The 3,788-nt window shown below is 68.7% G+C and carries 3 protein-coding genes; all 3 read left to right on the forward strand.

Going from position 1 to position 3,788, the window contains the following annotated elements:
• Positions 1-207 (forward strand): RICIN domain-containing protein (locus C2L58_RS15380; RefSeq protein WP_146073605.1); only part of this gene is annotated, 207 nt, incomplete at its 5' end.
• Positions 208-458: 251 nt separating this feature from the next.
• Positions 459-1,922 carry a ricin-type beta-trefoil lectin domain protein gene (locus tag C2L58_RS15385; protein WP_103338257.1) on the forward strand — a complete coding sequence of 488 codons (1,464 nt, stop codon included), beginning with the start codon at positions 459-461 and terminating at the stop codon, positions 1,920-1,922.
• 329 nt (positions 1,923-2,251) lie between these two features.
• A partial coding sequence (locus tag C2L58_RS15390; RefSeq protein WP_103338258.1) for a ricin-type beta-trefoil lectin domain protein occupies positions 2,252-3,788 on the forward strand: 1,537 nt, incomplete at its 3' end.

Here is a 3,788-nt window from a genome sequence, read left to right on the forward strand (position 1 = left end):
GGCTCCACGGCGAACGGGGCGGTCATCCAGATCGCCACGTGCAGCGGCAACGCCGCCCAGCAGTTCGTCCTGAGCGCGGCGGGCGACCTCATCAACCCGCAGGCCAACAAGTGCGTGGACATCCAAGGCTGGAACGGCAACGACGGAGCGGCCCTCGCGCTGTGGGACTGCACCGGCGGAGCGAACCAGAAGTGGCACCAGGGCTGACCTGCGAACCGGCTCGGTGTGGTGGGCCCGGAGGTCGCTACACCGAGCCGGCCGCACCACGAATTTCATGGCCGAACCGCGAATTCGCGCGCCCCTTTTCCTACGGGCTCATCTGTCGCGTCCGACCGGAACCACCTTCCCATAGTCTCGCCAAAAGCTTTTCCATCACCTATTGACGAGGTCTAGACCACCTGCAAAGCTCGATCGGGAGAGCGCGCTCTCACGCTCCTCTTCCTCCCGAAGGAGATGTCGTGAGACGTATTGCCCACAGTTGCGCCGTCGTCTTGGCCGCTGCCGTCCTGTCCGTGCCCACCGCTACCACAACGGCCGCCGCGGCCGCTCCGCCGGTATCGACGATCGGCGACAGTCCCGGTTCGCAGGCCCAGGTCGCGGTGCGCCAGTTCCACGAGTTGCAGTCGTTGCCACTGGAGAAGACTCTGCGCGCCACGCTTTCCGGCCGGTTCGGCGGCGCGTGGTACGACGGCGGCGGCCTGAAGGTCGGCGTGCTCGATTCGGCGGATGCCACGACGGTGCGCGCCGCCGGCGCCACACCCGTGGCGGTGAAGCGCTCCGAGCAGGCCCTGGACACCGACAAGCTCCGGCTGGACGAGGTTTCCGTCCCGGCTGACGTCCATGCCTGGTACGTCGACCCGGCGTCGAACTCGGTGGTGGTCGAAGCCGCGTCCGCGGCCGCGGCCCGGTCCTTCGGCGCCAAAGCGGGGCTGACCGTGCAGACTCGCGTGACCCAGGCACCCCGGCCGCTCTACGACATCCGCGGCGGCGACCAGTACGTGATCAACGGCAACATTCTGTGCTCGGTGGGTTTCTCCGTCGATGGGGGTTTCGTCACCGCCGGGCACTGCGGTAGCGCCGGTTACCCGACCCTGGGATACAACAACGTCGACCAGGGCACCTTCGCGGCGTCGTCGTTCCCAGACAACGACTACGCGTGGGTCCGCACCAACGCGAACTGGACGCCGCGCCCGTACGTGAACAACTACGCAGGCGGCAACGTCGAGGTCGCCGGCTCCCAGGAGGCGGGTATCGGCGCTTCGGTCTGCCGTTCCGGCCGGACCACCGGGTGGCGTTGCGGCACGATCCAGGCCAAGAACGCCACGGTGAACTACTCCGACGGGCGCATCGTTTACGGCCTGACGTCGACGACCGCATGCGCCGAAGGCGGCGACTCGGGCGGAGCGTGGATGGCGGGCAACCAGGCGCAGGGCGTCACCTCCGGCGGCTCGGGTGACTGCACGACCGGGGGCACGACCTTCTTCCAGCCGGTGAACGAGATCCTCTCTGCGTACGGCCTGAAGCTGACCACGACGGGCGGCGGGACCACCAATCGCATCATCGGGTACCAGGACAAGTGCATCGACGTGCCAAGTGCGAACGGAACCGCGGGTCAGCGACTGGCACTGTGGGACTGCAACGGCGGAGCGAACCAGAACTGGTCCTTCTCGAGCGACGGCACGGTCCGCGCGCTCGGGCTATGCATGGACGTGGCCGGTGGTTCATCGGACAACGGCGCCGCCATCCAGCTGTGGAGCTGCAACGGCGGTGCGAACCAGAAGTTCGTCGTGAGCGCCGCCGGCGACCTGGTCAACCCCCAGGCGAACAAATGCGTCGACGTAACCGGGTTCGGTGGTGCCGGTGCGCCACTCGAGCTGTGGGACTGCAACGGCGGCGCGAACCAGAAGTGGCACCTCGGGTAGCGCGCGTTGATCGTCGTCGGATGCACAGCCTGCCCGCCGGAGGGCCCGGCGGGCAGGCCCACCAACGTCCGGCGAGACTTTGTCCACGCGTCGACGGGAGATGCACGCCAGTGTGGCGATTATCCACGTGGAAGGTCTCGTGACGACCGTGACGGGTGCCAACAGCCTGCGACCATCCCATCGGTCCACAAAAGACTGGTCGTGACGTCCGGTCCAGGGCCCACCAGTGTGGGCCGCGCTCGCCCGCTCCCGGCGGCGTCCGGCGCAGCGGGAGCCAACCCGGCCGTTAGCGGTGATCCACAAGCCGATCCACAGCGAAAGGCAAGACAATGTCCTACTCAAGCAACCGTCGGCGGTCACGCCCACGAGTCCTGACGGCGATAGTCGCCGCCGTCGCCGCCGCGGCGGTGATGTTCGTGCCAGGCGCAACCGCCGCGGCCGCAGGTTCAACCGTGGCCAGCGTGGCCTCCGGCCGGTGCCTGGATGTCATCGGCAACAGCACCACGCCCAAGACAGGCGTCAACATCTACGACTGCAACGGACAGGCCAACCAGGCGTGGACGTACACACCCGCAGGTGAGCTGCGAGTCTACGACGACACTCTGTGCCTCGACGTCGTCGGCCAGAACACGACCGCTCCTGCCGACGTCCAGATCTACACCTGCAACGGCGGGGCCAACCAGCACTGGCGAATCAACACAGACGGCTCCATCACCGGCGTGCAGTCGGGCCTCTGCCTGGACGTCACCGGCGCGGGCACCGCCAACAGCACCCTGGTCGGACTGTGGACCTGCACCGGGCAGGACAACCAAAAGTGGCGGACGTCGCTGGCCGCCGACACCCAGCCGCCGAGCGTGCCGGGCAGCCCGCGGGTGAGCGACCTGGTCTGCGATGCCGTGACGTTCTCGTGGAACGCGTCCACCGACAACGTGGGCGTCGCGTTCTACGACGTCTACCACGACGGCCAGCTGATGAAGTCGGTGAGCGGGAGCACTCTGTCGACGAGCCTCACCGTGGTCGGCGGCGTGACCTGGGGCCTGTACGTGAACGCGCGGGACGCCGCGGGCAACGTCTCGCAGGCCAGCACCACGGTGCCGATCACGCCTCCGCAGTGCCAGCCGGACACCCAGGCGCCGAGCGCGCCGACCGGGCTGACCGGCCGCGCGTCCGGCACGACGGTGACCCTGAACTGGACGGCCGCGACGGACGACGTCGGCGTCCGGGCGTACGACGTCTACCGCGGGGGCGCCAAGGTCGGCGCCGTCACCGGGACCGCCACCGCGCCGCCCGCGACGACCTTCGTCGACAGCGGGCTGGCGGCGAACACGAGCTACTCGTACTACGTCGTCGCGCGGGACGCCCAGGCGAACGTGTCGGCGCCCAGCGCGTCCACCTCCGTCACGACCGGCGCGGCCTGCGGCGCGTCCGTGTGCGCGGTGACGCAGATCGCGACCGACACCGACATCCCGTGGGGCCTGGTGACCCTGCCGGACGGCACGATCCTCTACACCCGGCGCGACGCCCACGACATCGTCCACCTGAACCCCGCCACCGGGGCCAAGACCACCGTGGGCACGGTCCCCGGCGTCGACAACACCGACGGCGAAGGCGGCCTGCTCGGCCTGGCCATCGCGTCCACGTTCGCCAGTGACCACTGGCTCTACATCATGCACACCTCGCCGTCCGACAACCGGATCGTGCGGATCAAGCTGGAGAACGACAAGCTCACCACCAGTACGGAACAGGTGCTGCTCAGCGGGTTGCTGCGCAACAAGTTCCACAACGGCGGCCGGCTGCGCTTCGGGCCCGACGGCAAGCTCTACGCCAGCACCGGTGACGCCCAGAACGGCGACAACGCGCAGAACA

This window comes from Amycolatopsis sp. CA-126428 (assembly GCF_002904335.1).
In the GTDB taxonomy this organism is placed as follows: domain Bacteria; phylum Actinomycetota; class Actinomycetes; order Mycobacteriales; family Pseudonocardiaceae; genus Amycolatopsis.